Below are 23,771 nucleotides of genomic sequence, written 5' to 3'. Positions count from 1 at the left end.
CGCCGGCCTGTTTGGCGGATGCGTCTGACCTAGGAGCCCGTCCAGATATGTTTTCGTGACGGGCATTTGTTGTAGAGTAGCAGGCTCAGGCTGCGTTTGCGAGGTTGAACAGCTTGAGGAGGTTATGGACGGTGCAGATCATTGTCCACTCGGCGCGCACTTTCTCGATGCCCCGCAACAGGAACTGGCGGAAGCCTCTTGCCTGTTTGATCTGCCCGAACACCGGCTCCACCACTTGCTTTCGCAATCGGTAGGGTGTTTCGAAGCCGCCATCGTCGATCTTCTTTCGCATGGCCTGTGTCAGCGGGCCGCCGACTTTTCCGTTCGCTACTGTCGGGTGTTTGGCGCGTCCGGGCGCGACATAGCCATCGATGCTGCGTGTGTCGAGCGCTTCGAGATTGGCTTCGCTGCAGTAGCCGGAATCCGCTGAGGCCTGCCGCGGCTTGCGGCCAAGATTGCTCTCGATGGCCTCGATCAGGGGCACCAACTGGCCCTGATCGCTGCCGTGCTGGGTCAGTTCTTGCGCGACAATGATCTGGGCATGTGCATCGACGGCCGCCTGGGCATTATAGGCCTGAACGAAGCCATCCTTCGACTTCATGATGCGGCTTTCCGGATCGGTGAAGTTGCGTTGCGCCTTGGGATTGGGTTCCTCCGATGGCAGCGCCGCCGGTTTGCCCGGCTTCTTGCGGCCTTCGGCCTGGCGCTGCTGTTCCTTTTCGGCCTCGATGCGGCGCTCTTCCTCCGCCGCCAGTTTGGCGTCCGCTTCCAGCGCCGCCATCGCTTGCTGGATCTTCGCCAGCCGTTTCTGCTTGTCGACGGTCCAGTCCGGCAGTTCGTCGCTGTTGCCGAAAGTCTCATCCTCCGAGGCATCCGCCGCCTCGGCGGCCGCCAGCATGCGAGCGACCTCGGCCTTCAATTCCGCCTCGCGCTTCTTCATGCGCTCATAACTCATCGCCTTGTGTTTCGACGCGTTCGCCTTGATCTTCGTACCATCCAGCGCGACATGACCGAGCTTGACCAGCCCGGCCGTCTCGCACAACTTCAGAACCTGCACGAATAGCGCGCCGAGCGCCTTCAAATGTCGCTTGCGAAAGTCGCTGATCGTCCGAAAATCCGGCGCATCCAGCGCCACGATCATCACAAAATCGTTCCGCTCCCGGCAGGCCTTGGCAATCCGACGCGACGAATACAGCCCACTCGCATAGCTATGCAGCAGCAGCGCCACCATCATCCGCGGATCAAACGGCGGCTGCCCAAGCCCGCTCACATAGCTGCCCATGATCTCCCTGAGATCGAGGCTCTCCCGCACCAGATCAACCATAAACCGCGAGACATGGCCTTTCGGCACGAAGTCCTGCACATTCGGCGGCAGAAGCAGCGTCTGATCGATGTTCCAAGGCCGAAAATACTTGCTCATCGCCCAATGTTGAATCAGACCCGACCAGATTTGAACAGCGACTATCCAGACAAGCTCCTAGCCCTACTCCGCATCGCGACGTGTTCCTGTCAACTTGGTGGATGAGGAAACCACAAGGCCCGTCTTAGGGAAGTCCTGCGAATTGCGGAGCGGCACACCTTGCAACGACTGCCAATCTGCCGAGCTGCAGACAGAGGACGACTTTCATCAGAGTTATCTGGGCAGCGTTCGGTCCTGCCTGGACGCAAGCCCACCTCATAGCACCGCCTCGATCAGTTCGATCAAAGCTTGAATCTGACGCCACGTGCGATTCTCGTCATTTCAGGCTGATCGAGAATCGGCCGCATCAAGTAGCTAATGGTGATCGCGATGATCACCACCCGCGCATAGTTGTCTCCTCGAGAACTTCCCTTCAGCTACTCGCAAACCTCTCGTGGAGTACGATCACGAGTGATTAGTTGCTGTTCTCGACCTACATTGTCACTGCAATCAAGTGGCCTCTGCGGCTCGCTGTTGCAGAATATTCATCAGTTGCGCGGCTCCCGCATCAAAGATGCCATTGCCCCTTCTTTCTGCCATGTTCGCGTCCAAAGCAGAGACTCGCCGATCGCGTACTTCGCGCGCGGCAACAGCGAGTGTCTCAGGAGATTGTCATGGTGAAGCCAGTTGTGATTGTGGTGGGCGCGGACAAGGGAGGAGTCGGAAAGACGACCGTATCACGAACGCTTCTGGACTACTTCAGCGTCAATAAGGTGCAAACACGCGCATTCGACACGGAGTCGCCGCGGGGAACGCTGAAGCGCTTCTATCCCGAGATCACCGAGATCGTCGATATGACGACGACCGCGGACCAGATGAAGATTTTCGATACCCTGAATTCAGGGCTATCCGTCACCGTCATCGATGCTCGCGCCGGCTTATTGTCCTCAGCACTGGCCTCCTTGCGCGACATCGGCTTTTTGGATTCGGCGCGGTCCGGCCAGATCACCTTTGCCGTATTCCATATCTTGGGATCATCCATCGCTTCTCTGGACGAGATCGCTGAGACCGCGACCTTCATGAGCGGCGCAAAGTACTATCTGGTCAAGAACTTCATCAACGACACTCAGTTCTTTCAGTGGGACCAATCGACCTACAATTCCTATTTTCACCGCATCAAGCATGCGACCGAGTTGACCATACCGAAACTCAACGAGATGGCCTATGAGCAGGTCGAAGTCGCTTCCGTCCCATTCGTGGACTTCGTCGCAAACAAGGGGCGGAACGATGAGCCAGCGAACAACTCCTTCGTGCTGCGCGGTTATGTCCGGCACTGGCTGGCAAATGTCTGGAGGGAATTTGACCGCATCAACTTGACGGAGCTGGCCGGCGCCAGGTCAGCCACCCAGGCCGGCGAGAAGTAATCCGATTCTCAGCGCGCTCCGGGTTGAGCCACGTACCAAACAACATTGATCTGCCGGCTATGTTAGCGACCCCAATCTACATCATCTGCTCTCCTAGCCCGCAGGTCGGCAAAACCCTCATCGCTCGCCTCGTAAGCGAGTTCTTGCTGCTGAAACATGGCACCGCGTTGTCGTTTGATGTCAATCTGAAGGAGCCGTCATTACTTGATTACCTTCCCAACATCACGGAGACCGCAGATGTGATTGATACTTACGGCAAGATGCAGCTGATGGACCCACTGATCATCCACGATCGGGTAGCCAAGGTGATCGACCTCGGCTTTCATGCCTTCGACGAGTTCTTCAAGATGTGCGAGGAGATTGGCTTCATCAAAGAGACGGCGCGCTGCTATGTCGCGCCTATCATCTTGTTCGTCGCTGGCACTGACCGCATCTCCATGCGCAGTTATGAAATGCTGCGGCAAAGGATTCCGACGCCGGCACTAGTCACTGTGCACAATGAATTTGTGCTCCGCGGAGAATTACCTGGAGCGATGGATGGCGAGCGGGTACTTCGGATTCCCGCGCTGCCGCCGTTTCTCAAGAGATATATCGACCGACTTAGCTTCTCATTCACCGGGTATCTGCGCAACGAGAAGGACTGGTCTACCGAACTACATCAGTGGATCCGCGGAAATTACACTATGTTTCGCGATCTGGAATCCAGTATGATCCTGCGGGGCCCCTATCGATCTCGGGCGACGAACATCGCGAGCCTAAGGAGCACAAGGGCCACGTGAGGTTCCATCTCGCCGTCCATTTCGATTAGAGATGAACGTATGCAATTACCAGACGCGATTCATTACCGGGATCGTCGAGTCGAGAGCACTCCCTTTCGTCGTGATCGTCCGCGGCAGCTCTTACGCCGAACGGCCGATCCGGACACGCCGGCTCTCGGAAAGATCAGTGAGCAGCTGACGTTGCGAGGAGCCAGACGTGTCGACGGCTCTTCCATCAAGTGGTGCTTCACAGCTCAACACCGGGCTTCCCGCGCATTACCACGCTTTTGATCTCGCAAGCGATCTCGTCGCGGAGCGGGGCGCACGGTTCGGCATCTACGTCTTCCGTCGGGACCATCCTCTGCCAGTTGCCGGTTTAAGCGGGTGTGATACTCCGCGCTCGCGTCGACGTGCCTCTCTTGCGTCGCCACACGTGCGGACGCGATGGCGGCTCGCCGTGCTCTCATGGTTATCAGCGCGTTACCAGATAGTGCGTACATTGTCCCCTGATTTCGAACTGACACCTCCGCTCCTGGCAACTTCGTCGTCAGTGATATGAGCGACAAGAAGCGCATGCCGAAGCGACCTGCCGCAGCTCTTGAAAAGCCCAAAGCTCATCCGCTGTAACGTTGCTGACCCCCACCGCGAGGCAGCACCCGCCCTCGACGTAATCAACAAAAGCTATCCTATGTCTTCTTGGATGAAGAACTGCCGTCTCGCTTGACATCAGCCGCGAGGATCGATCTTCCAACATCGCTCATGGCGTCACAGATAGAGGCCGGCAAACGCCCATGACCCGAGTCTTGATCGCAGGCGTGTTCAGTTCAACAATTGAGCATCTGCAGCGATACGATAGGTGCTTCTTAAGGCCCAGTCACTGCAGTCGATCCGCACCGCGACCGATGAACTCAAGCACCGACTGCGCGTTGTTGATCTCGCGTGAGACGCGCATCCGGATTGCCGCCTCTTCCGTCGCGATCAGTCCCGCACTCTCGCAGGCGATCCCGAAATGATGCATGACCTGTTCGTTGGAGGGGGCGATACGGTTCTGCAACAAGCTGGTCGTCAATGATGAGAGCATGTGGTCGACGACATCCTTTTCAGCCTCGATCAACAACTGCGTCCCTTCTGATTGTTTACTCACTTCTGTGTAATGTGACGCTCCCGATCACATCATTAGGAGCTCGCCGCGTCGATTCGTTGTGTCGCGGAGTCGCTGCATGATACGCATTGAACAGCGCAACCGCCGGGAGATTTCTTTGCTCGATTACCTCGGCTGCTGGGACCACTTCTCTCCAGTACGGAGCTGCGCTGCTCCAGTTTGCGAAAGTTTCAGCTGCCTGATGATCTCCGCTATCGCCTGGTGGCGGACAGCGTCTTGCGGCCATTTACTGAAGCCATTCAGCAGATTCTCCGATTCCGGCCTGGTAAAGTCAAAGAGCCGGATACCGCGGCCAAGGACCTCATTGATGACGGCGATCGTGGCTTGGCGAGCGGCGCTCTCTCGCGGCCATCTGTTGAAACCGATCACTACCCCCCTGAGGTCCTGGGCAGAGAAATCTGAGAGCCCGGTCCCGCGCTCGGTGCGGCGAAGCACCTCGCCCGCGAGCATAACGGTCACTTGAGCGCACGGCAGCTCCTCCGGCCAATTGCTGAAGCCGTTCACTAGATTCGCCAGCCCCTGCTGTGAAAAATCGTCTAACTGGGTAGCGCGGCGCAAGACCTCACGAGCGAGTGCGACCGCGGCGCGGCGAACGGCCAGCTCCTCCGGCCACTTGCTAAAACCGTTCACCAGGTTTGCCAACCCCTGCTGCGTAAGATCGCGGAGTTGCGCAGCACGGCGAAGAACCTCGCCAGCGATCGCGACTGTAGCCTTACGACAGACCGCATCTTCCGGCCATTTGCAAAAGCCGTTCACCAGGTTCGCCAGTCCTTGTTGGGTATAATGAGGAAGCTGGGTGGCACGGCGCAGGAGTTCACTTGCGATCGCGACTGTCGCCTGACGAGAGACCGCGTCATCTGGCCATTTACTGAAGCCATTCACTAGATTCGCCAGATCCTGCTCGCTAAACTCACGAAACCGGGCGGCACGTCCAAGGACTTCACCAGCGATCGCGACTGTAACTTGACCGTAGGGCCGCTCATCTGGCCACTTGCTGAAACCGTTCACCAGGATGGCCAATCCCTGCTGCGCAAAAGCGCGGAGCCGACCGGGACGGCGCACGATTTCAAGTGCCAGCGCTGCCGCAGCTTGGCGCGAGGTCACTTCTTCCGGCCATTTGCTGAAACCGTTGACCAGACTCACCAACCCTTGCTGTGTAAACTCAGAGAGCTGGTGGTGGCGGTTCGCACGGCGAATAACCTCACCCGCGATTGCGACGGCGGCCTGGCGAAAGTCGGCCTCTTCTGGCCATTTGCTGAAACCGTTGATCAGCGCTGCCAGGCTCAGATTGTTCAGCTCTTGAAGCGACCTGCTTTCCTCGCGACAAAGCCTAGCTATTCGGATCGCTCCATAGTGACATTCCGAGCTCCTGGAGTGCCGGCCGAATGACGCTGCAAAGATAGATAGGGCCCTGATTCCGATTTTCTCCATCAGAGCATGGTCAATCTGCGACACGCGAGAAGCGATCTTTTCGCAAGCGTCCCGCCCTGGCTGACCTCCGGCTTTTCGACTCACCGCGTTGCACGTCGTGGCATAGCCCCACGATCTTTCGGCACGGATGCTTTCCTCGAAGCTTGGCAGGAATCTAGATTGAAACTCAACGGCCGCTTTCTGCAGAAACACCAGTTGGTCCGCCTTGCGGAGCTGCTTGTCGCGCGCGACCACTGCGGTTGAGAATTCAACGATGTCACGAGCACGATCAATTTCGCTTAGCGCCGTCGTCAGGTTAGTTTCAGCGGACATACGACCTCCGAGCTTTCACCACGGCGCACCGTGCGGCCACGCGGTCAATGTGACCGATCATCGCCTCTGGCTGGCAATTAGCCACCTATGCAATTGGAGCATCTCCTTGCGAGCTCCCGGCTGTTCACTCAGCTCGCTGTCGCTGCGACGAGACACACGGTTGCAGCTGTTGTCACTCCTGTCCGTAGCATTCTATCGTCTCACGCAATATCGCAACTTCGTTCTTTCCACCCCGATCGACAATGACAGAACGGCGTCGTCCCGCCGAGGATGCAACCGATTTTCCTGCCCGTCGCTCCCAAGCGAGAACATCGGCAATTAGTGAGCCATCCTGCCCGATCATTATCGCCAATAAATCGTAGACGCCTGCCAGGCGCGCCTTTGTTTTTACGCCTCTGCGAGGTTACAACCTGACGCAACGCTAGATTCAAGCTACTAAATCGGCATTGCGACGCGGACGGCGTCAGCCGCCGATCTTCTCTCGTTCAACACTATTTTAAATGCCATTTTACAATCTGCTCGCAGAGGTCTCAAGCTCGGCGCGTGCCGCTTACTCGATCGAGTTGCACGCGCTCATCTTATTCCCTGCGAGAAAACATCACCGCTATGCGAATCCCATGATGGGGTGAGCGCCGCCCCTCACTGTTAAATCTTCTATGGACACGGATGGAACGCAGGAATAATGCAACCTACACGATTCAACGCCGGAAACCGCAGCAATCTGCTGCAAATTCTAGTCCCACGCACATCGTAAGATGATATGAGATTGATAAGAACCTTGCATACGTTGAATCGCTCACCACATTTTGCCGAGGAATGGCGGCAAGCCGCAAGTTCTCAGACGTAATCAATCGGCATGAATGTGGGGCCATGGAGCGGGTGCGCACTGCAGACGATGAACTTAATACTCCAATGCCAAGTGAACATCCACGATGATTTCGATTGACGATCGATTGAGTGAGATCAGGTGGATACGGAACGAGATCTGGCGCTGTCGTAGGTTGCTCGAAACGGAGCTGCCCGGTGCGGAGCGCGAGGTCGTTGAGAAGCGTCTGCTTGAACAACTTTCTGACTTTAAACGGCTCTTGCAGGTCGCATTTCCTTTGACTTTATGCTCTGAAGTTAATTCGACCAAAATCGCCACAATCGGCCCAAGCGGCTCCACTGAAGCGCCCATCGAGAGCGCCGCAATGGCATCAACCGACCGCTTCGGAATGTCGATTGGTAGCTGATATGAACGAAGCCCCTTCGAAGCTGACGGGAAGGGCAAGCGCGGAGCGCCCTGAGTTGGAAGACCGCCATGGGTTGAACCGCGCGACCCTAACCCAAACATGCAAGCCGATAGATCCCCCGGACCAGTTGGTGCGAACCGATGGCTTGCTTACTGCGGCCTCGCACCCCGCCGAATTGACTGCAGCGCTGATAACGAGCGCAACAGCACCGCGATTACCATCTTTAGATCACATTAAAACCTCGCAACATGCTTGCGTTTTGATTGCCTAGCGACGCCTATGGCGTCGTAGCGCGCACGTACCCGCTGGCGGATCAACTGCAACCAGCCAGGCGACGCTTCCAGCCCGATTGACTTTCGAGAACCAGCGTGGCGAAAGCTCCGGCGCCCTATCAATTCTGGCACGTCACTGTCGTTGATATTGCAAAATTGCCGCGCCGGCGGCATCATTCCCGATGCAGGACGATCGGCTGGCTGTTGACGCCTGGTTTCGATCTTCCGCTTCTCTTCGCCGCGGTGGGCATCACTCGGCGACATTCGATACGCAAGCTTTTGAAATTGTCCTTCAGACAAAACATGGCCGCGTCTATATCTCCACGTCCTGTGAAGTGATCACAGAAGCGCATCACATCTGGTCTGCAAGACGTCAAGACCTCCTCTGACCTCAGATCCCGAGCGCGGGCGTTCCCTGTACACCACGTGGCCGCAATCGCAATCGCTGCAAGGCCGGCTAGATAGCGAAGCGCCCGGTAAGCCCAACTCGTTAGTGGCTCCCGATTCAACAAGAACTCCCTAAGCTGCATGTCCTTCACTATTGTTCTTTGCGCCACGCGCAACACATGGAAGAAGGCCACTGCAACGGTAGCAGCGGTCCTGCTATTGCGGACCCGGCTTTGCAACACTTGCGAGTCATTGTTGCAGCAGCGCTATAGAATTGTTGCGGGCCACAGAACAATAGAGATTGGCAATTGCAGATCCCGCAGCCCGTTCTGGATCTTGAGACATTCGCGATGTTATGTTCCTTACTAATATTCCGTTCTGCAAGGGCGTCCGATCCTCCTTAGCAAGGCCTACACCTACAACCTGCCGCTACGGTCGATTCAAGCACTTTGATCGTCGAGCCACTGTCACAACGTTCTTGGCTGGAATATCTATAGCTTGACGTGAGCGAGTAATGCGCACTCCACGCGGCAGCGCGCACGAAAACGCCATTTGATGTCGGCCGATGATCGCGGCCCACCGTTGATAGCGCAGCGTATTATTGAAGGCGTCGCAAGGGCACAGCGGATCCATCGAATCGATCGCCCGATTGCGTCAAAGCTACTCGTTTTGTTCGGCGTCTGACCAATGTCTTGAAACCTGCACGGTCGAAGAACGCCGGACCGACAGCGCACGACCTGAGCACACAGGTTCGAAGCGTAGACCAGAACTCCTTTGGTCGGGGCTAGTGGTTGTCGGTCTGTGACGGGCGCCCGATTCAGCAGATTCAAGCGGCCTTCTGCTATTGCTAGTCTGCAATTGCTTGAGACCGATCAGCGGCTTAGACCTTAAGCTCCACTGGCACGGCGGTTGCTACTCCGGCGACGGCGGATGAGTCCTGGTATGCAGTCTAGCCGCAACACGAGCCGGGCGAGACGAGCAGGCTCGCATACCCCACCCCGATGTTCGAAATACCGGCAAAGGCGACGAGAGTGAGGCTTAGTATGAGGAAATCAGCGGTACGCGAGCTTTACATGGTGGGCACGCTATATGTCTTGGCCGCTGGGGTCCTGGCTTCGTCGGCGGCAGGCGCCGATAATGATTTGATGAACGCCGCGAGGCGGATTTTCAGGCCGATCCCCTCAATCGTTCCCGCGGTCAAGGACAACCCCATCACCCACGAAAAGGTCACACTCGGCAAGACTCTCTTCTTCGATCCGAGGTTATCTGCGAGCGAGGTCATTAGCTGCAATACATGTCATAACCTTGGAACCGGCGGAGTGGATGCTGGCCCGACATCGGTTGGGCATCGCTGGCAGCTGGGTTCACGTCGCGCACCAACAGTCTACAACGCCGTCTTCAATGTGGCGCAGTTCTGGGATGGTCGAGCGGCAGACCTCAAGGCGCAGGCCGAAGGTCCCGTCCAGGCTAGCGTCGAAATGAATGCGACGCCCGCTCACGTGGTCGACACATTGAATTCAATGGCCGAGTATATCGTTATGTTCAGTAAGGCGTTCCCCAGCGATGCAACGCCGGTTACCTTTGAAAATTTCGCCAAGGCCATCGAGGCTTTCGAGGCCACCTTGATCACGCCCGCCGCCCCTTTTGATCAGTACCTCGAGGGTGATGCGTATGCCCTTAGCGATCGGCAGAAAGCGGGATTAAAGCTGTTTATCGAAAAGGGATGCTCGTCTTGCCACAATGGTATCAACGTCGGTGGGCAGGATTACTTCGCTTTCGGTGCGGTGGAGCGGCCCGCCGCAAGCCTACTGCCGAGAAACGACAAGGGCCGTTTCGCCGTCACCAAGATGCCCAGCGACGAGTATGTTTTCCGCTCTGCGCCGTTGCGCAACGTCGCATTGCGGCCCCCCTACTTTCATTCCGGCCAGGTTTGGAGCCTCAAAGAAGCGGTTGGCGTAATGAGTGAGAGTCAACTCGGCGCGAAGCTTAGCGATACAGAAAAAGATGACATCGTGGCATTTCTGAATTCACTCACCGGGCAGCTGCCTAAGATCGATTATCCGATATTGCCCACGCGTACCGACACAACGCCTAAGCCCTCCGTGCACAAATAGAGCCATCACCGCAGCAGAACCAGGCGTTTGTCGCGCAGGAATGCGGTTCGCTGCGGCGAAGTGAAAAGGTGTCTCAAGCTGGAGCTCGCTCACACTCTGGACAGCAAAAAGCAATCCGGCTCCGAGTTCCTACGGGTGCCATCGGCTTTGCCATAGAAGCAAACATTGCCCGAGCGTGCCGTGAGCTCTTATATCTCTCCTTCCATCAGCCCCCCTCGCCTGACCTGGCAAGCGCGAATGACCAGATCGTCAAAGCGCTTCAGGCAATCGTTCCGACGATGGGTGAAACGTCATCGATCCCGGATCGTGACCGAACTTGCAGCTTGATACAAGGCCGACAAGACGGATTTAGCTCCGATTATGGTGCACACGATCCGGGTCGCGAACAGCTCGCCCGTCAGTTCCTTTCGACTGTTATTTGTCGCGAGGACCAAGCACGATGTCGCGCAGCTTCGCGATGCTCGCCGTCGCGCGAGCGGCCTTCGTGCTCCTGATTGGGGAGCGCAACTGATGCGGCCCTCGTCAATCCGTCCTCGATCGTCGGTGTCAGAAAGGTGCCGCGCGCCGATCCGGATTGAAGCAGGTATTGCCGGGTATAGCGCTGTTAGACGGACTCGCGATGGGTCTTCAGCCATCATGGCCTGATTTGCTCTTCGGCCGCTCGATTGAGCTGGCGTTCCAGTTCGGCGGTGTTTGCTCGAGAATGTTGCGGACGAAGAAATCCAAGAGCTTGAGCTGCGCATAACGGCCGGGAACTCCATGATCTGCACCGGGCACATAAAGCATGTCGAAGTATTTTCCCGCCTTAATGAGCCGATCCGCAAGCTGGAAGGTGGCGGACGGATCAACATTGCGGTCCATTTCGCCGACAATGAGCAGCAGCTTGCCCTCTAACCTGTGGGCATTATCGATGGCGGAGGACTGCGAATATTCGATCCCGACCGGCCAGCCCATCCACTGTTCGTTCCACCAGATCTTGTCCAGCCGGTTGTCGTAGCAGCCACTGTTTGCGACCGCGACCTTGTAGAAATCGGGATGGAAAAGCAACGCGCTAGCCGCGTTCTGCCCGCCAGCGGACCCGCCAAAAATGCCGACGTTGGCGACATCGTACCAAGAATACTTCGCGCTCGCCGCCTTGTGCCATAGGATCCGGTCGGGAAGGCCCGCGTCTTTCAGATTTTTCCAAGCAATGTCATGGAACGCGCGCGAGCGATGATTCGTACCCATGCCGTCGATCTGAACAACGATAAAGCCGAGCTGCGTGAGCGGCTCAAACGATGCCGAGAAGGATTTGGGAACAAAGGAACCTGTCGGACCTGCATAGATATGCTCCACCACGCGGTATCTTTTGTTTCGATCGAAATCAACGGGCAGATGAATGACGCCCCATATGTCCGTCTCGCCGTCGCGCCCCTTGGCGTTGAAACTGACGGGTGGCTGCCAGCCAGCGGCGATGAGCTCGGCAATCTCGGCGCTCTCAACCTGCATCAATTCGGTATTATCACTGGCGCGGTACAGCACCATGCGGGGCGGAACATCAATGCGAGACCAAAGGTCGACATAGTAGCGACCGTTAGGCGAGAATTCGATGTGATGATTTGCCGGCTCAGGTGTGAGCGCCGTGAGTCCTTTCCCATCAAAGTCAATGCGATAGGCATGGACGAAATAGGGATCTTCGCCGGGGTGCATTCCGCTCGCGCCAAACCAGATCTGACGCTTGATCGGATCAATATGATACACCGCGCGGACCACCCAATCACCTCTGGTGATCTGGTTTTGGAGCTCGCCTGTCCGGCCATTGAATAAATAGAGATGCTCGTTACCATCGCGCTCCGAGGCCCAGATGATCTCCATCCCATCATCGATGTCGTAGCGGAACGTTTTTCCAGTATTCACCTGGTCCATCACCAATGGCTGGTAGTCGACGAATGTCTTGCTCACCTCATCAATCAGCGAGCGCACTTGACCTGTGGCGGCGTCGACCTCGATCAGACGATAGAGCTGGTGCCCACGCTGATTAAACTCGAAGGTGAATCCCCGACCGTCTTTCCACCACTGGACCGCCGAAGGACTGTACGGATTTTGGAATGCGGCGCCATCGATTGCAATCGCGCGTCGGCTCGCGACGTCAAACAGCACGGGCTGGAGTAGTGTGATGGCATCGCCCGGCTTAGGATACGTCATCGTGGAATGCTTGGGTTCGAGCTGGTCCGCCGGCGAGGATTCGAGGTAATGGACCTCCCGCTGGAGACCCGGACGGACTCGGTAGGCAGCCAGGTGAGTTGAGGCTGGAGACCAGCTTAGCGTGAAGAGAGCATAATAGTCGGCCTGGGACCCGTCCCAGGTCAACTGGATGTCCTGCAAGCCATCCTGGCTGCGCAGGTAGAGGTTATAGTTTCGAATGTAGGCCAGCCATTTTCCGTCAGGCGAGGCGCTTGTCCTGTCAGGATCGTTCTCTGCCAGTGGCGTGTCGTCATAGGGGCTCCGCTGGCTGTCGCCCGGTTGCATTGCAGCACCTGTGCAGGCATCGCTGACAAGATCGCAGCTCCAACGCAGATGCTCGATATTGAAGGTAATCTTGGCACCCTTGTCGGCCAGCTCGAAATGGTCGAAAGGAAGATTCTCTGGCCTATAGTGCTTGTGGCTCGCCCTGTTCAGTGCCGTCGCGAGGCGGGCTTGATCAAACGCCGGCTGCCTTACCCCTCTGCCGGCATCAACGAAAATGAACTGCTGCTTGCCTCGCGTTGTCCGGCGGTAGACGAGCGCGTCGCCCTCGCCGAGCCAGAACAGCACGTCAGGGACATTGACAGTAAGCCGGGCATAGCGGTCCTCTGTTGTGAGCGCCCGCTCGTAATCGGATTGTGCAAGCGGCGCATTCACGATGTCCTCTGGCAGGCTCTGCGCTGCCTTGCATTCTTGCTGGGCCAACAGCGCCACCGTTACGGCAAGAACTTTGTACATTCTCATTCACCGCTCCCAATTGTAGGCTGAAGTCAATCTGAGTGACTTCCCGATTGATATGCCATTTCCGGTGGACACAGCTGTTTCCTTCGTCGTGCCCTTGATTCTTTAGTGACGCCTGCACTTAGCCTCTGGTAAGAACAGAACCGTTCGGCGTTCTGATGGACATTGGCGGCTCGCCAGAGCTGCAAGCGCCTCAAACAATCCACCACATCGCATATCGCCGCGCGAACACGCGATCCGCCTGTGATTGCTGCAGCACCGACATTACAGTGTTCCCTCCACGCCGCTTATCGCGTGCAGACTCTATGCCAACGAGTAGTGCACCTCCGCGTTCTTTTGATTACGATATCGTCACACGACAAGATCGGTCATTGTTGAAACAAGGCGCCAGTCTGAGGAGCACAAAACGCATGCAGCGTCGGCCAGCTGTAGCGACCAATGTCCGGAATGCCATTGCGAATGGGAGGTATTTGTCGCGCCCGTTGCCGAATCACTCAAACAAGTCGCCTCAGGATTTCGGGAAGCGCGGACTACGCTGACCGTAGGATCGCGATAGATCAACCCGATGAGAACTTACCCGATCAGCTGTGGAGGCAACCGGGGATATCCATCATAGATCGTTAACCGGATCGGGCGACGAATTGGATAATCTAAGCTTTTGCATCAAGAGCGATCGTCACGACCGTGCGGTCACCAACCCATTTCTCGACGCAAAGCCCGCAGCATCTACAGCTTTTGATTTCGTCTATCCTGCATGGCCGGTTGGCGACGCGAACGTCTGAAACCCAACGATACAATGCGGCCATTCCACACACTGTGCTCCGACCGATGCGAGTTCACGATGAGCCGAGCAGGCCGCGCACCCTATTTTTGAACGGCACGCGGATTGCTGGGTGAGGAGCAAGGGGCTGCCGCGTCGAAAGCTCCTCGCGGCGAACCACCCTCGGAGTCCCAATGAGGCTTATCCGATTGATCCTGGTCGATCTGAGTTTGATGCTGCTTGCGCCGCAAAAAGCGGAAGCCATCAATATCGGCGCTGGCGCACATTTTATTTCGGCTATCAACGCTGTGGTGCCATTGGATTGCCAGCCGCGAGGCAGTATTGAACTGGCGCGATAGCCCACGCCTCCACAGCGAAACGACGCAAGCCGTGCCATTTCAACGATTGGATAATCTCCGTCCGGCCAACCCGGCTACGAATTGCGCGACACTGGAACCCCACCTTACCTGTGTCATCGGCAAGCGCGCGCGGGAGCGTTCGATTGCCGCGATGTTCGATGGCGCGGAGACGCATAAGATGCCGGCTGTCGTAACACCGTCAATCTGCAATCCAGCGGCCGCACCTTGTGGCCTCCCCGGGGGCGGAGACGCCGCGCTGGAACCAAACAGACTGGATTGTCGGCGGCATGGTGATCATCTCCCTTGCGGCCATTCCGCCCGTGACCGTGATTGATCGCTACAGCAGAGGTGCAGGCAAGTGAGAGACGCAAAACCTGGCCGTATCGAAGTCGCCTTCAACGGCTCTCTCGCAAGAGTCCCCCTAGATGCACAATTCAGCGTACCAGCCAAAGGTGTCACGGCCGTTTTCGGTCCCCCTGGGTGCGGCAAGACCACGCTCGCGCGCTGCATCGCCGGCTTTCAGCGTCTACCGAGCGGATTCTGCGCGATCGATGGCGAGATTTGGCAGGACGAGACCACGTTTCGGCCGCCCCATCTGCGTCCCGTCACGTATGTATTCCACCGACCGGTCCTTTTTTCCCATTTATCCGTCAAGCGTACCCTTTTGTATAACGCGAAACAATCCAAGCCAGCACTGATCGACTTTGATGGTGTTGTCGAATTGCTCGACTTGGCGTCACTGCTTGACAGTTCGCCATCACACCTTTCGGGCGCCGAGCGACAGCGGCTTGCCCTTGGCAGCGCGCTGTTGGCCCAACCCCGGCTACTTTTGCTGGATGACCCGCTCATTTTGCTCGACCGCCCCGCCAAGCGCGAGATTATGCCATTTCTCGAGCGCATACGTGAACAGCTCACGTTGCCGATGATCTATATCAGCCATGACATGGCTGACATCGAGCGCTTTGCTGATCATCTCGTCATGATGAAAAATGGCGTTGTGACTGCGGTCGGTCCCCTGCATGCCATGCAGAGCAATCCAGCGCTTGCCGGGCGCGGCGAAGCGGCGGTCTGCATCGACACCGTAGTCGGCGGCTATGACGGGCGCTATGGGCTGATCATCCTCCGCCTCAAAGGTGCGCGTCTGTTGATACCTGGACCGCCCTTAAGACCAGGCGCGCAGCTCCGGCTGCGCATCGCAGCCAGCGACGTCAGCATCGCGCGCGAGGCCCCGCGCGCAAGTTCCATGCTCAATATCTTTCCGGCACGCATCAAGGCCTCTCTGCCGTTCGACGAAGCTGAGGTCACGTTGGTTCTGGCTCTCGAAACTGGCCGTTCGGGCGTGCCACTTTTGGCCCGCATCACACGCCGCTCCTTTGATGAACTAGGGCTTAGCAATGGAACGGACGTATTCGCCGAGGTCGCGCGAGCCTTGCCGGCCGCGCTCCCCGAGCGGTTGCTCATAACGCCTTCCACACCGGCAGGAGAAGTTCGACAGGTAAGTGTCGACGCGAGAAACAAACAGAAATCGGACCACGGCCATGATCGGCAACCTTGAAGAAATCGATCCGAATGCTGTGGCTGCGATTTTCTACCGGCCGAAAGACGACGTCGACAGGTTGCTCGCCGATTTCGTTCAGGATCTTGCGCGGCAAGCCGTACGCGTCAGCCGCATCGTCCAGCGTCGCTTCTGGGCCACAAACGGTACGCACCTATGCTTGCAGTGGACGTTGCGACGGGGCAAGAGATCTCGATTTACCAGTCACTCGGCAGCGGAGCTACGTCCTGTAATCTAAATACGACTGGACTTGCCGAAGCCGAAGCTGTCGTTTCCCGGGCGCTTTGCGACAAGGTCGATCTCCTGGTGATCAGCAAATTTGCCAGACAAGAAGCCGTTGGCCACGGCCTGCGCGCCGAATTCACAGAGGCCATCACCCGCGGTGTGCCACTCTTGACGGCCGTTCCAAGAACATGTCTTGCTGATTGGCGAACTTTCGCTGGGGACATTGGTAGGTTGCTACTAGTGTCGAGGAATGGTGGCGCGATATCTCCATCCCGCCAGCGCGCCGCCCGGGCGGTTAGTCGCGGCTGCGGCCATTTGGGCGCTATGATACCGGACAGCTTGATGACGTATGTGTGTAGTTCGGATATGTTGACCCCGAAATCACCCGTCGGGCTGCTTCGCCGACAACGAAAGCAAGCTTAGCTCCGGCGTCCGCCCTACATTGTGAGCCACCGTGATGCTCTGTGAACGTGCTGATTGCGGACCCTGATCGGCAAGAAGCCGCACTTCGACAAGCTGCGCGCGTGCTTTACCCGGTCGACGCTAGCATCACCCCCTCAGTCGGTTTTGCAGTGCCTGTCGATCGAAGACGGATCGTCGAAGTTCAGGTCCGATTGCCGTCTTTGCTGCAGTCGTCGAACCCGGACCGTGCACTGGCTGCGGATCTTCAGAACCGCGGCAACCCAATCGCCACATAGCATGGCCCTAACCGATACTCCAAGCGACGCGAACATCGCGCATCCGCAAAGCATGATTGAAAGCGAGAGTGAGATTCAATCGAAACGTGGATCAAATGCACGCAGCCACGTCACTAGTTGGCGTCGTTTCAGCAATCGGGTCTTGAGAACGGATGGCATATAGCTTGCTTCACCGGTGAGGCACGATCATTATAAAACAAACTCGTGAGGACAGCATGCTCGGAATTGGAAATCAGTTGCCGCCGTTCGAAGTCACAGGCGTGAAGCCCGGCTTTCAAGTGCAAGAAGAAGAAGGACAGAGTGCGTTCGAGACGCTGACAGAAACAAGCTTTCCAGAAAAGTGGAAGATCATCTTCTTTTATCCCAAGGACTTTACGTTCGTCTGCCCAACCGAAATCGCCGAGTTTGGCCGGCTGTCCAAGGAATTCGCCGACCGCGATGCGATCGTACTGGGCGGTTCAACCGACAACGAGTTCTGCAAGCTCGCCTGGCGACGCTCACATGTCGACCTTCACAACCTACCGATCTGGCAGTTTGCCGACACGAAGGGGGCCCTGGTCGATGGCCTTGGCGTGCGTTCACCCGAGGGTGTCGCCTATCGCTACACCTTTATCGTTGACCCCGACAACACAATCCAACACGTCTATGCGACTAATCTCAATGTCGGGCGCAGCCCAAAGGACACACTCCGCGTTCTGGACGCGCTGCAAACCGACGAGCTCTGTCCCTGCAACCGCGAAGTCGGCGGCGAAACCCTGAAGGTTGCATGAGGCCCCATGTCGTCGATCGAGCAATTGCACGAGAAGATTCCCGATTGTGCCAAGGACGTCAGGCTCAATCTGACGTCCTTGGTGGCCGATGAGACGCTCTCGCCGCAGCGACAATATGGCCTGATGCTCGCGACCGCGATTGCCACCCGCAATGCGGCCCTTGTTGCCGCGATGGAATCGGCTGCGGCCGCCGTGATGACGCCTGAGGCAATCGCCGCCGCGAAATCCGCCGCTTCTGTGATAGCAATGAACAACGCTTACTACCGCTTCGTTCACCTTGTCTCCAACACCATGCAACCACGGCTGCGCATGAACGTGATCGGCAATCCCGGAGCGGTCGTTGGCGGTCTCGGCTATAAACGGCTGCGGTGCCTGTATTGACGCCCACGAGAAGACGCTGCGGGCCGCTGGCGTAAGTTCCGAAGCCATCAGACCGCCGTGCGCTTTGCCGCGATCGTGCAGTCAGTGGCAGTTGCTATCGAGGCCGCAGGGTCTACTCCCCCTTAGGCGACCGGCTGATTCCTCCCTTTCGACCGGTTCGACACCTTTGTGGCGCAGTTCAGTGGCGCCACAACCATTCCTACGCGCATCCCGAGTGATCGTGATATCCCGATGCAATGTCTGTCTTGTGGGGTGTCCTCTCGAGGTGCGCGCCTCGTTCGAACTTGAACCCGTGCAGAGAGGCGGAATGCGCAACTGTGGCGGCGAGATCCTCCTTTACATGGCGATCATACTGCTGTGTTCGTTCACTCTCAGCCAAACTTGAACAACACCCCATACCCGCCGCGCGGATGGCTCCATTGGATGTCGCCGGTGGGCTCGGCGATCACGCGGCAGGTGCCGCACTCGATGCAACCATCGACGGTTACCTCAACCTGTCCATTGTCGTTGAGTTCGTAGCATCGTGCGGGGCAGACTTTCAAGAGCGCAAGCAGTTCCGCCGACGGCGTTGTGTGCGCGCGTACCTTGACGTGGGGGTGACCGATGTCGACAAGATATCGGTTGTAATACAGCTTGTCTTCGACGCGCACCGAGGGCTCGACATTCATGCTTTGACCTTCCATTGCTGAACCTCACACTATTGGCGGTCAGCGCCAGGCGCGAGCAAAGCGAGACGCATCGCCGATCAGGCCCCTCCATGACCGCGCCTTGACAAAGGATTTCAGGGTCGCCTTCTCCTTCTCAAGCTTCGGCGTCCCATCGACGCGCACAAAGTTCTGCATCGCCTTGGAGATGAGCTGCGGATAGGTAAGAAAGAAGTTTTGCGAATGGGTGTGCATCAGCATGGGCAAGTCCTTGTACTTCTTGAGATCCTTGATCACGAAGGAATCGGCTAGCATCTTCCTGTAGAGCGACAGATTTTTCGCCGTCATGGGCTCGCGGCGCGACTTCATCTCGGCGATTGCTTCCGCCGCGATGCGGCCTGAGGTCATCGCAAGATTGGAACCCTCACGATGGATGGCGTTGTTGAGCTGCGCCGCGTCCCCCACCACTACCCACCCATCACCGTAGAGCTGCGGGATTGCCTTGTAGCCGCCTTCGGGAATGAGATGCGCCGCATACTCCTTGATTTCAGAACCTGCGATCAGCGGTGCCACGGACGGATGCTGCTTGAAATGATCGAGCATGCCGTAGGGTGTCTGGCCGGTGCGCTGGAAATCGGCGACGAGACAGCCGATGCCGACCGAAATGCATTCCTTGTTGGCATAGACGAAACCCATTCCGGTCATGCCGCGAGAAATGGTTCCGGCCGCCTCGATCACGACGCCCTCATCGCCCTTAAGATTGAAACGTGCCTCGATGGTTTCGCGAGGCAAAAAGTGCATTTCCTTCACCGCGAGCGCGACGTTATTGGGTGTCGGCCGCGCGCGCAGGCCAGCGCGCGTCCCGAGCAGTCCATTGACACCCTCGGCCAGCACGACAACGTCGGCATGTATTTCGCCGCCGCCGCGATCTGTACGAACTCCCACAACCCTCTCACGGTCGTCTCGCACGAGCTCGGTGACTGTCGTCTCGCACAACACGGTCGCCCCGGCCTCCCGCACCTTCGACGAAAACCACTTGTCAAACGGCGCGCGTATGATCGTGTAGCGGTTCGGCCGCTCCTCGTTGAAGTCATCCGAGCGGTAGTGCATGCCGACGTGGGAGCGATCGTCCAGTAGCCAGAACCGCTGTTCGACCAGATGACGTTCGAGCGGCGCTTCCTCACGAAACTCGGGGATCAGCCTCTCCATCATATCCGCATAGAGGATCGCGCCCTGCACATTCTTCGATCCGGGGTACTCGCCCCGCTCGAGCTGCAGCACCTTCAGGCCGCGCTTGGCCATGGTCAAGGCCGCCGCATTGCCTGCCATACCCGCTCCGACCACGATCGCATCGAACCTCTCCTCAATCATCATTGTCTCCTCTAGACTGCGATCCGAGCACGGGAATTCGGCAAAAGCCGCGCCCGAAACGCAGCTGTCAGCGCCGGTAGCAGATGCAGGGCGTCACTGACGATCGCGACATGGGCGAAGTCGAAGATCGGCGCGTTCTTGTCGGTATTGATGGCGACGATCAGATCCGCCCCCTCCACACCGACCCTGTGCTGGATCGCGCCGGAAATTCCGGCAGCAATATAGAGCTTTGGCCGGATGGTCTTGCCGGTTTGGCCGATCTGCCGGTCAGACGTAACCCATCCTTTTTGCACCAGAGGACGCGAGCAGCCATACTCGGCGCCAAGCAGAGTTGCGAGCTCGCGCACCAGCCGAAAATTGTCAGGCGACCCCAGCCCCAAGCCGCCGGCAACCACGACATCGGCGTAGGCCAAATTGGACGTTTCCGAATCGCGATCGGGGATGAAGGAGAGCACTTTCGTGACGATATCGTCTTCAACGAGGCCAAGTGGGTGGATAATGATACGAGCGGCATCGCGTACCACACGCTCTGGCATCGGCATGACGCGCGGGCGAACGGTTGCCATCTGCGGACGATAATTCAAGGTATAGATCGTGCAGAGCAGCGAGCCGCCAAAGGTCGGACGCGTCGCTGCAAGCGAACCATCGGTGTCGACGTCGAGCGCGGTACAGTCGGCAGTGAGCCCTGTCGACAAGGTCGTCGCCACGGAACCTGCGAGATCGCGACCGAGTGTCGTCGCACCCAATAGCAGAATCTCCGGCTTGTAGGTGTTGACGAGTTCGGTTAGCGCTTTGGTATAGGACTCGTTGCGATAATCTGACAGGACATTGTCACTCACGAGATAAGCCAGATCTGCGCCATAGCAAAAGGATTCAAGCGCGGCGTTACGCGTGGGCTGTCCCTCCGGGCCGATAACGACCGCAGCTAGATTCACCTTCAGCCTGTCGGCGAGCCTGCGCCCCGCACCCATCAGCTCCCAGGATACCGGATGCACCTGGCCGCGCTCCTGCTCGACGAAGACCCAGACATGCCTATATGCTTTAAAGTGCTCCGGCAGTTCCTTTTTCGCTGCCGCTCGGCCGCCAGCCGCCAGCGTGCTCGTTTTTATGACATTGCTCATGCTCTAGATCCTCTCAAAATAACGCGCGCACGCACCACAGGATTGCTTTCTACTTCGCTCAACGGAAGATCACTTTTGGTCAGTGCCTGGCCGGCCGCTCGTCCGTTCGGCGCGCCCCACCATCGCGGCGAGACGCGCCGCCGCGGTAGACGTAGCGGACGGGCGAGACTTCGCAGAGATGCTCGACCTTGGTTCCTTGCGCGCTCCCTTCGACGAGCGCCACCGCGGCGGCCAGGCCGCCGCGGTCAATCTGACCGGCCGCTGCCAACCTTGGGTCAGTCAGTCCGGTGATCGCGCAATACCGGCGTCTCGCTTTCGGCCCCGCGCTCCGCGTTGACTCTGACGGCCAGAGGGATCTGGCCACCGCTCCTGTCACGCAATCCCTGCCCTGCCTCCGGCGCCGACAACTCATAAGAGCCGACGTTGGCCCCGTTTCTTGACGCATCTTGCCATCGGCCATGGAGCGGATGCGGATCTGCGCATGATCGGAGGCCTGCGCGATGCGGACGACCATGTGCATACCCGCTCCGGGCGTAGCGTGGACGGGTGACTTACCCATTGACCACCATCTCGCGGTCCATGCCGGCTTCGGTCGCGTCAAAGGCTATTTCGAACGGCATTGGGGTGAGCCATAAGATCATGCCGCAGCGCTCGGCGGATAGTAGAAGCGACGTCATAGGTCCTCCTTCAAATCTCATCTCGGACGGCCACCATCTGTCGGCATCGAAGACGGGATCGGCAGAACAACAGCAAGTGTCGTACCAGTCGCAAGAACCATGGAGTTTCGCGCGAAGGCAACGTCTTGGAAGACACTTAAAATGGCCCCTGACACCGCGGGCACGAGCAGCAGCTCAGACATGGGTCGGGAATACGACAGCGCGGCTCGCGTCAGGCTGCAGAGGGGTTGATTTGAATGAAGACGAAGGCTGTACAAGACACCGTCACCCGGCCAGGTGGGACAAACCACACCGCAGTGGAGCACGAAATCACTTCAGCGCACTCAACGGGACAAACGCCACCGACTTGTTAGGGTCTGCGACGGCTTCCTTTAAGACCTTGAACACTCGCTGCTCGATCGGTGACGATGCCACGAAATCGGCATAGGCGTGCTCCAGCAACGCTTTGCACCGAGCTCTGATCTCCGGCTCTGCGGCACCGGCGAACTGCTCCTTGGCAAAATATTGTCCCATGCGCTTTAGGATATGAAGGCGCGCAACATTGACGATTTTCGGCTCGTAATCGACGCCTAGCAGCGAAAAGAACTCTTCCGCCGACGAGGCCTTGCTGAGCCGATCCAGGATCCCGGCTGGCGAGCATGAGTTGCTCATTGCAAAAATCTCCCTTGGCTTAGTTCGTCGACGTTCGGCGAGGTGTGGCAGCACCTACGATCCTGCTGCAGGCCTTAGCTCGCACGGCTGCTCTCCACGGCCAAAGCCTGGCCCTGGAAAGCTGCGTCCACAATACCGCGGCCCACGGGCTCGCCGGTGACGACTCAGCACCGATGAAAAGACGCCTCACCTTGCTTGTTGCCATGCTCAATTCGAACGCGACTGCAGAGCGCCGGGATACAGGACCTGTCGCGGAGCGCTTGGGCGCGGCATCGCCTTGGATACATGATGGGCTCGCGTTGTAGTGGCGCTAGCCAGCCCCCCCCTCTCCGAACCGCCAAATCCGGACGAGGCGTTCGAAGATTCCTGTGGCAACTCAGATGGGCCAGTCGCCGCGGACAACCGGGCGAGCCGCCTGCAACAGAAAGTCGCGCCGGCGCTCGGCCAACCGGCTCTCGCCGCTTTCCTCGCCGAAGCAGAGGCTGAAGTCGTTACATTGCGTACAGACGGGCGTCGTGCACATTACGAGGCCTTCATCCTCGCACAGCGTACGGTAGATAAAGCGCTTCCAGCGCATATTGTTGATATTGCGCGCGGCGAGCGGCGCGAAGTGGCGGCTGAGCAGCCGAGAGAGTTCGGCACGATTGCGTAATCCCAAGCCTTCCCACAGGTGGTCCGGCTCAATGGCGCGGCGCGCGATCATCGCGGCCAGCCAGCGACCGATATGTCCTTCCGTCGAGCGCTGCTTGAGCAAAAGATCGCGCACCATTGCGATCTCGTCGTTCTCATCGCACTCGACCGACAGGAGCCGCTCCACGAGCTTGACCCCTACCGAGGGAAAGTGCTGCTCCAGCAAGGCCGCTAGCTCGTGGCCGGACAGGCCCGCCTTCTCGGGAAGAGGGCCACCATCCATCGAGGCAACCGCCAGAATAGACGCCAGGACATGGCAATCGAAATTACTGTCAGTGGCAATGTCGGCATCTTCAGGAGGCACACCGGTGAGCAGACGGTAGGTTGCAATTCCTCTGTGCATCCGGCTGCTCGCATCAACGGCACAAGCAGCCACAAAAGGAAGAAAGTGCGCTTCGGACATGAATCGATGGA

17 protein-coding genes and 2 pseudogenes are annotated in these 23,771 nt (G+C 57.9%); 9 read left to right on the top strand and 10 right to left on the bottom strand.

Annotated features, from left to right (window positions below; translation table 11 throughout):
- Positions 1 to 85: 85 nt before the first annotated feature.
- Complete coding sequence (locus HAP48_RS24580; protein WP_166202952.1) at positions 86 to 1,420, bottom strand: IS1182 family transposase; 1,335 nt, start codon at positions 1,418 to 1,420, stop codon at positions 86 to 88.
- 653 nt (positions 1,421 to 2,073) lie between these two features.
- Here HAP48_RS24580 and HAP48_RS24575 point away from each other — a divergent pair.
- Complete coding sequence (locus tag HAP48_RS24575) at positions 2,074 to 2,823, top strand: P-loop NTPase family protein (RefSeq protein ID WP_029084301.1); 750 nt, start codon at positions 2,074 to 2,076, stop codon at positions 2,821 to 2,823.
- Positions 2,824 to 2,882: 59 nt separating this feature from the next.
- Entirely contained in the window at positions 2,883 to 3,602 is a 720-nt protein-coding gene (locus HAP48_RS24570) for a hypothetical protein (RefSeq protein ID WP_029084300.1), read from the top strand.
- Positions 3,603 to 4,455: 853 nt separating this feature from the next.
- Here the strand turns inward: HAP48_RS24570 and HAP48_RS24565 are convergent.
- Both HAP48_RS24565 and HAP48_RS24560 read right to left on the bottom strand, forming a co-directional pair.
- A complete protein-coding gene (locus HAP48_RS24565; protein WP_224496568.1) occupies positions 4,456 to 4,695 on the bottom strand; it encodes a hypothetical protein in 240 nt (79 codons plus the stop codon).
- Between the two features lie 153 nt (positions 4,696 to 4,848).
- Complete coding sequence (locus tag HAP48_RS24560) at positions 4,849 to 6,486, bottom strand: hypothetical protein (RefSeq protein WP_156928933.1); 1,638 nt, start codon at positions 6,484 to 6,486, stop codon at positions 4,849 to 4,851.
- Between the two features lie 932 nt (positions 6,487 to 7,418).
- Here HAP48_RS24560 and HAP48_RS24555 point away from each other — a divergent pair.
- Both HAP48_RS24555 and HAP48_RS24550 read left to right on the top strand, forming a co-directional pair.
- The gene (locus tag HAP48_RS24555; protein WP_029084298.1) at positions 7,419 to 7,718 is read left to right on the top strand and encodes a hypothetical protein; all 300 of its coding nucleotides are present in this window, start codon (positions 7,419 to 7,421) and stop codon (positions 7,716 to 7,718) included.
- A 1,702-nt stretch (positions 7,719 to 9,420) separates the two neighbouring features.
- A complete protein-coding gene (locus HAP48_RS24550; RefSeq protein ID WP_029084297.1) occupies positions 9,421 to 10,491 on the top strand; it encodes a cytochrome-c peroxidase in 1,071 nt (356 codons plus the stop codon).
- A 627-nt stretch (positions 10,492 to 11,118) separates the two neighbouring features.
- On the opposite strand, the gene HAP48_RS24545 is transcribed toward HAP48_RS24550, so the two are convergent.
- The gene (locus tag HAP48_RS24545; protein WP_029084296.1) at positions 11,119 to 13,452 is read right to left on the bottom strand and encodes a S9 family peptidase; all 2,334 of its coding nucleotides are present in this window, start codon (positions 13,450 to 13,452) and stop codon (positions 11,119 to 11,121) included.
- A gap of 972 nt (positions 13,453 to 14,424) precedes the next feature.
- Between HAP48_RS24545 and HAP48_RS24540 the strand changes: the two genes are divergently transcribed.
- The 5 genes and pseudogenes from HAP48_RS24540 to HAP48_RS24520 all read left to right on the top strand — a co-directional run bounded on the left by HAP48_RS24540 (position 14,425) and on the right by HAP48_RS24520 (position 18,329).
- Positions 14,425 to 14,574, top strand: coding sequence for a hypothetical protein (locus HAP48_RS24540; protein ID WP_166209436.1), 150 nt, complete (start codon positions 14,425 to 14,427; stop codon positions 14,572 to 14,574).
- A gap of 358 nt (positions 14,575 to 14,932) precedes the next feature.
- Complete coding sequence (gene modC, locus HAP48_RS24535; RefSeq protein WP_084518682.1) at positions 14,933 to 16,129, top strand: molybdenum ABC transporter ATP-binding protein; 1,197 nt, start codon at positions 14,933 to 14,935, stop codon at positions 16,127 to 16,129.
- Positions 16,113 to 16,777, top strand: a pseudogene (locus HAP48_RS50845) (DUF2478 domain-containing protein). The gene modC and the pseudogene HAP48_RS50845 overlap by 17 nt, the downstream one beginning before the upstream one ends.
- Before the next feature lie 490 nt (positions 16,778 to 17,267).
- A complete protein-coding gene (locus HAP48_RS24525) occupies positions 17,268 to 17,822 on the top strand; it encodes a peroxiredoxin (protein ID WP_029084294.1) in 555 nt (184 codons plus the stop codon).
- 6 nt (positions 17,823 to 17,828) lie between these two features.
- Positions 17,829 to 18,329, top strand: a pseudogene (locus HAP48_RS24520) (carboxymuconolactone decarboxylase family protein).
- 245 nt (positions 18,330 to 18,574) lie between these two features.
- Here HAP48_RS24520 and HAP48_RS24515 read toward each other — a convergent pair.
- From HAP48_RS24515 to HAP48_RS24495, 6 genes are all read right to left on the bottom strand, one after another.
- Positions 18,575 to 18,871 carry a ferredoxin family protein gene (locus HAP48_RS24515; RefSeq protein WP_029084293.1) on the bottom strand — a complete coding sequence of 99 codons (297 nt, stop codon included), beginning with the start codon at positions 18,869 to 18,871 and terminating at the stop codon, positions 18,575 to 18,577.
- 39 nt (positions 18,872 to 18,910) lie between these two features.
- Complete coding sequence (locus HAP48_RS24510) at positions 18,911 to 20,218, bottom strand: FAD-dependent oxidoreductase (protein ID WP_029084292.1); 1,308 nt, start codon at positions 20,216 to 20,218, stop codon at positions 18,911 to 18,913.
- A gap of 11 nt (positions 20,219 to 20,229) precedes the next feature.
- On the bottom strand, positions 20,230 to 21,339 hold the full coding sequence (locus HAP48_RS24505) for an electron transfer flavoprotein subunit alpha/FixB family protein (protein WP_029084291.1): 1,110 nt from the start codon (positions 21,337 to 21,339) through the stop codon (positions 20,230 to 20,232).
- Positions 21,340 to 21,890: 551 nt separating this feature from the next.
- Positions 21,891 to 22,016, bottom strand: a complete 126-nt coding sequence (locus HAP48_RS50115; protein ID WP_256375202.1) for a hypothetical protein — start codon at positions 22,014 to 22,016, stop codon at positions 21,891 to 21,893.
- 309 nt (positions 22,017 to 22,325) lie between these two features.
- Positions 22,326 to 22,667 carry a nitrogenase stabilizing/protective protein NifW gene (nifW, locus tag HAP48_RS24500; protein ID WP_029084289.1) on the bottom strand — a complete coding sequence of 114 codons (342 nt, stop codon included), beginning with the start codon at positions 22,665 to 22,667 and terminating at the stop codon, positions 22,326 to 22,328.
- Positions 22,668 to 23,043: 376 nt separating this feature from the next.
- Positions 23,044 to 23,760 carry a nitrogen fixation protein NifQ gene (locus HAP48_RS24495; RefSeq protein ID WP_176540698.1) on the bottom strand — a complete coding sequence of 239 codons (717 nt, stop codon included), beginning with the start codon at positions 23,758 to 23,760 and terminating at the stop codon, positions 23,044 to 23,046.
- Between the last annotated feature and the right edge of the window lie 11 nt (positions 23,761 to 23,771).

This window comes from Bradyrhizobium septentrionale (genome assembly GCF_011516645.4).
In the GTDB taxonomy this organism is placed as follows: domain Bacteria; phylum Pseudomonadota; class Alphaproteobacteria; order Rhizobiales; family Xanthobacteraceae; genus Bradyrhizobium; species Bradyrhizobium septentrionale.
Note: the sequence above shows the minus strand (reverse complement) of the source record. Positions and strands in the feature narration are given on the sequence as shown.